We start from the raw sequence: 4,587 nt of genomic DNA, 5'->3' as shown, positions 1-4,587 counted from the left end.
GTATGACGGCGCGACCCTGCCAGGATTTAAAACGGTTAACGCGAGATGTGCGTGGCGGCATCAGCCAGTCACGCGGATCGACGCAAGAGGATAAAGCACAATGTCCAAACAGATTATGGTGCCGGATATCGGCGCCGATGAAGTTGAAGTCACCGAGATCATGGTGGCCGTGGGTGACAAGGTCGAGCTGGACCAGTCCATCATCGCGGTAGAAGGCGACAAGGCCTCCATGGAAGTACCGGCTCCGTCTGCCGGTATCGTCAAAGAGATCCTGATCAAGGTGGGCGACAAGGTCGCCACCGGTTCCCAGATCATGATCTTCGAAGCCGAAGGCGCTGCCGCCCCTGCTGAAGTGGCTGCACCGGTTGCTGCTGCTCCGGCCGCCGCACCTGCCGCTGCCGTGCGCAAAGATGTGCACGTACCGGACATCGGTGACGACGAAGTGGACGTGACTGAAATCATGGTTGCCGTGGGCGACATGGTAGAAGCTGACCAGTCCATCATTGCCGTGGAAGGTGACAAGGCCTCCATGGAAGTACCGGCTCCGTTCGCAGGCCGCGTGGTCGAGATCAAGGTTGCCGCCGGCGCCAAGGTCTCTACCGGTTCTCTGGTGATGGTCTTCGAAGTGGCGGGCGCTGCCCCGGCCGCTGTTGCTGCGCCGGCTCCTGCTGCTGCCCCCGTGGCTGCCGCTGCTCCGGTTGCCGCCGGTGCCAAAGACGTCAACGTGCCGGACATCGGCGGTGACGAAGTGGAAGTGACCGAAATCATGGTCGCCGTGGGTGACAAGGTTGAAGCCGACCAGTCCCTGATCACCGTGGAAGGCGACAAGGCCTCCATGGAAGTGCCTGCGCCGTTCGCCGGTGTGGTCAAGGAGATCAAGGTGAAGGCGGGTGACAAGGTCTCCACCGGTTCCCTGATCATGGTATTCGAAGTGGCGGGTGCCGCCCCGGCTGCCGTGGCTGCTCCGGCTCCTGCCGCGGCGCCCGTTGCTGCCGCGCCGGCTGCCGCCGCTCCTGCGCCGGTTGCCCAGGCTGCTGCCGCTTCCGATTTCGTCGCCAACGACGCCTATGTCCACGCCTCCCCGGCTGTACGCCGTCTGGCGCGCGAGTTCGGCGTCAACCTGGCCAAGGTGAAAGCCTCCGGTCGCAAGGGTCGCATCGTCAAAGAAGACGTGCAGGCTTACGTGAAGGATGCGGTCAAGCGCGCCGAGTCCGCTCCGGCTGCCGGCACCGGCACTGGCAACGGCATGAGCGTCGTGGCCTGGCCGAAGGTTGATTTCAGCAAGTTCGGCCCGGTCGAAGAGCTGGAACTGACCCGTATCCAGAAGATCTCCGGTCCTGCCCTGCACCGCAACTGGGCCATGATCCCCCACGTTACCCAGTTCGACGAAGCCGATACCACGGATCTGGAAGCGTTCCGCAAAGAGCAGAACATCCTGGCCGAGAAGCAGAAGCTGGACGTGAAGATCACCCCGCTGGTGTTCATCCTGAAGGCGGCCGCCAAGGCCCTGGAAGCCCATCCGCGCTTCTGCAGCGCCCTGTCCGAAGACGGCAGCAAGCTGATCATGAAGAAGTACATCCACATCGGTGTGGCGGTGGATACCCCCAACGGTCTGGTGGTTCCGGTGGTTCGCGACGTCAACAAGAAGGGCATCCACGAGCTGTCCCGCGATCTGGCCGAGATCTCCAAGAAGGCCCGTGCCGGCAAGCTGACCGCTGCCGACATGCAGGGCGGTTGCTTCACCATCTCCAGCCTGGGTGGCATCGGCGGTACCAGCTTTACCCCGATCGTCAACGCGCCGGAAGTGGCCATCCTGGGCGTCTCCAAGTCCGAGATGAAGCCGAAGTGGAACGGTAAAGAGTTCGTGCCGCGCCTGATGCTGCCGCTGGCTCTGAGCTACGACCACCGCGTCATCGATGGCGCCGACGGTGCCCGCTTCATCACCACCCTGAGTGGTGTGTTGTCCGACATCCGTCGACTGGTCCTGTAAGTGAGAGGGCGGGCCCAGAGCCTGCCCTTTTTACTTCTCATTTCGTTAACAGGATTGTAAACTTGCCCCGTTTTTTTCACGGCTGCAGCGGCCTTGTTTGGCATAAGACTGTGCTGTCCGGGGATATAAGAACGACAAAGAGGTCATGATGAGTAAAGAAATCAAAACCCAGGTCGTAGTACTGGGTGCTGGCCCTGCCGGTTATTCCGCTGCCTTCCGTGCGGCTGACTTGGGTCTGGATACCATTATCGTCGAGCGTTACTCCACCCTGGGTGGCGTCTGCCTGAACGTGGGTTGCATCCCGTCCAAGGCACTGCTGCACGTCGCCAAAGTCATTGAAGAAGCCAAGGCGCTGGCCGAGCACGGCATCGTCTTCGGTGCCCCGCAGACCGACATCGACAAGGTGCGTCTGTGGAAAGAGAAGGTCATCAACCAGCTGACCGGCGGTCTGGCTGGCATGGCCAAGATGCGTAAAGTCCAGGTCGTGAACGGCTTCGGCAAGTTCACCGGCCCAAACACGCTGGAAGTGGAAGGCGCCGACGGCAAGACCACCGTCACCTTCGACAACGCCATCATCGCCGCCGGTTCCCGTCCGGTGAAGCTGCCGTTCATCCCCCATGACGACCCCCGCGTATGGGACTCTACCGATGCGCTGGAACTGACGACCGTTCCTGGCAAGCTGCTGGTCATCGGTGGCGGCATCATCGGTCTGGAGATGGGTACCGTGTACTCCTCCCTGGGTTCCGAGATCGACGTGGTGGAATTTGCCGACCAGCTGGTACCGGCTGCCGACAAAGACATCGTCAAGATCTACACCAAGCGCGTTGCCAAGAAATTCAACATCATGCTGGAGACCAAGGTCACCGCCGTTGAAGCCCGTGAAGACGGTCTGTACGTCTCCTACGAAGGCAAGCACGCCCCGGCAGAGCCGGTTCGCTACGACAACGTGCTGGTTGCCGTAGGCCGTGTGCCGAACGGCAAGATGCTGGATGCCGAGAAGGCCGGTGTTGCCGTCAACGAGCGCGGTTTCATCGAAGTCGACAAGCAACTGCGTACCAACGTCGCCCACATCCACGCCATCGGCGACATCGTCGGTCAGCCCATGCTGGCCCACAAGGGTGTACACGAAGGCCACGTGGCGGCCGAAGTCATCGCCGGCAAGAAGCACTACTTCGACCCGAAAGTGATTCCGTCCATCGCCTATACCGAGCCTGAGATGGCCTGGGTGGGTCTGACCGAGAAGGAAGCCAAGCAACAGGGTCTGAACTTCGAAGTCGCCACCTTCCCGTGGGCTGCTTCCGGTCGCGCCATCGCGTCCGACTGCTCCGACGGCATGACCAAGCTGATCTTCGACAAGGAGAGCGGCCGCGTCATCGGTGGTGCCATCGTGGGTACCAACGGCGGTGAACTGCTGGGTGAAATCGGTCTGGCCATCGAGATGGGTGCCGACGCCGAAGACATCGCGCTGACCATCCACGCTCACCCGACTCTGCACGAGTCCGTGGGTCTGGCTGCCGAAGTGTTCGAAGGCTCCATCACCGACCTGCCGAACGCCAAGGCCAAGAAGAAAAAATAATCTTCTGCCCGTTTCATAAGAAAAGCCGCTCCATGGAGCGGCTTTTTGTTGTCTGTCTTTCGGCACCCTGCGGTCAGCAGCGCCCCTTCTTGGCCTGTCCCGGTGGGCAGAAGGTACCGTAGCCTCCGCGATCCCCATCGCTGACCCGGATCCGGGTATCGTCCACGCTCACATCGGCCCCGTGCACCCGCACGGGCCCGCTGCTGCAGGCACTGAGCAGCCCCCCCAGCACTATCATCACGACCAGCTTGCCCATCATACCTCCTCGCGTTTTCCTGATTATGAGGCATGTGGCAGGGCGGTGGGAGACGACGTATCCCCCGTGCGTCACGGCTTGCCGTGGTCATGAAGAAGGGCGCCGAAGCGCCCTTGGTGCGGGTCAGGAAGAGGTGCCGGACGCTCAGAGGCGGAAGTTGCCGACCAGCTTGTCGAGCTCGCCGGAGAGGTGCTGCAGGTTGCGGCTCGACTCGGTCAGGTGATGGGCGATATCGGCGGTCTCCATGGTGAGCTGGTTGATGTCCTCCACGTTGCGGTTGAGTTCGCCCACCACGCTCGACTGCTCTTCGGTGGCGGTGGCGACCTGGATGTTCATGTCGCTGATCTGGGTGATGTGTCCGGTGATCTGGTCGAGGGCGCCGTTGGCCTCGTCGGCCTGGGTCACCACCCGCAGGCTCTGGTTGCGGCCCTGGGCCATGGCGCTGACGGCGCGGGCGCTCTGCTCCTGGAGGCTGTTGATCATGCCCTGGATCTCGGCGGTGGAGGCGGCGGAGCGGCTGGCGAGGTTGCGCACCTCGTCGGCCACCACGGCGAAGCCACGGCCCTGCTCGCCGGCGCGGGCGGCCTCGATGGCGGCGTTGAGGGCCAGCAGGTTGGTCTGCTCCGAGATGCTGCGGATGGTGTCGAGGATGCTGCCGATGGAGTCGGTCTGGCTCGCCAGGGACTCGATGACCCCGGCGACCTGTTCGATTTCACCGGAGAGGCCGACGATGCCGTGACGGGCCTGGGCGACGACCTGGGCCCC

The 4,587-nt window shown here is 62.6% G+C and carries 4 protein-coding genes; 2 read left to right on the top strand and 2 right to left on the bottom strand.

Translation table 11 applies throughout. The features are described 5' to 3' along the window. Window positions 1-100: 100 nt before the first annotated feature. Together aceF and lpdA are read left to right on the top strand one after the other, a co-directional pair. Window positions 101-1,990 carry a pyruvate dehydrogenase complex dihydrolipoyllysine-residue acetyltransferase gene (aceF, locus tag AB5Y70_RS19380; protein ID WP_279977501.1) on the top strand — a complete coding sequence of 630 codons (1,890 nt, stop codon included), beginning with the start codon at window positions 101-103 and terminating at the stop codon, window positions 1,988-1,990. A 148-nt stretch (window positions 1,991-2,138) separates the two neighbouring features. Further along, window positions 2,139-3,566: a dihydrolipoyl dehydrogenase gene (gene lpdA, locus AB5Y70_RS19375; protein WP_010675812.1), complete on the top strand. Its 1,428-nt coding sequence runs from the start codon at window positions 2,139-2,141 to the stop codon at window positions 3,564-3,566. Between the two features lie 73 nt (window positions 3,567-3,639). Here lpdA and AB5Y70_RS19370 read toward each other — a convergent pair whose 3' ends face one another. Both AB5Y70_RS19370 and AB5Y70_RS19365 read right to left on the bottom strand, forming a co-directional pair. Then, window positions 3,640-3,822: a hypothetical protein gene (locus AB5Y70_RS19370; protein ID WP_017779057.1), complete on the bottom strand. Its 183-nt coding sequence runs from the start codon at window positions 3,820-3,822 to the stop codon at window positions 3,640-3,642. Between the two features lie 144 nt (window positions 3,823-3,966). After that, the coding region (locus tag AB5Y70_RS19365; RefSeq protein WP_368176111.1) for a methyl-accepting chemotaxis protein at window positions 3,967-4,587 on the bottom strand (621 nt) is incomplete at its 5' end.

It is taken from the genome of Aeromonas sp. s1(2024) (assembly GCF_040908005.1).
Classification (GTDB): domain Bacteria; phylum Pseudomonadota; class Gammaproteobacteria; order Enterobacterales; family Aeromonadaceae; genus Aeromonas; species Aeromonas caviae.
The sequence above is the reverse complement of the archived record's forward strand: the minus strand, read 5'-3'. Positions and strand labels throughout refer to the sequence as shown.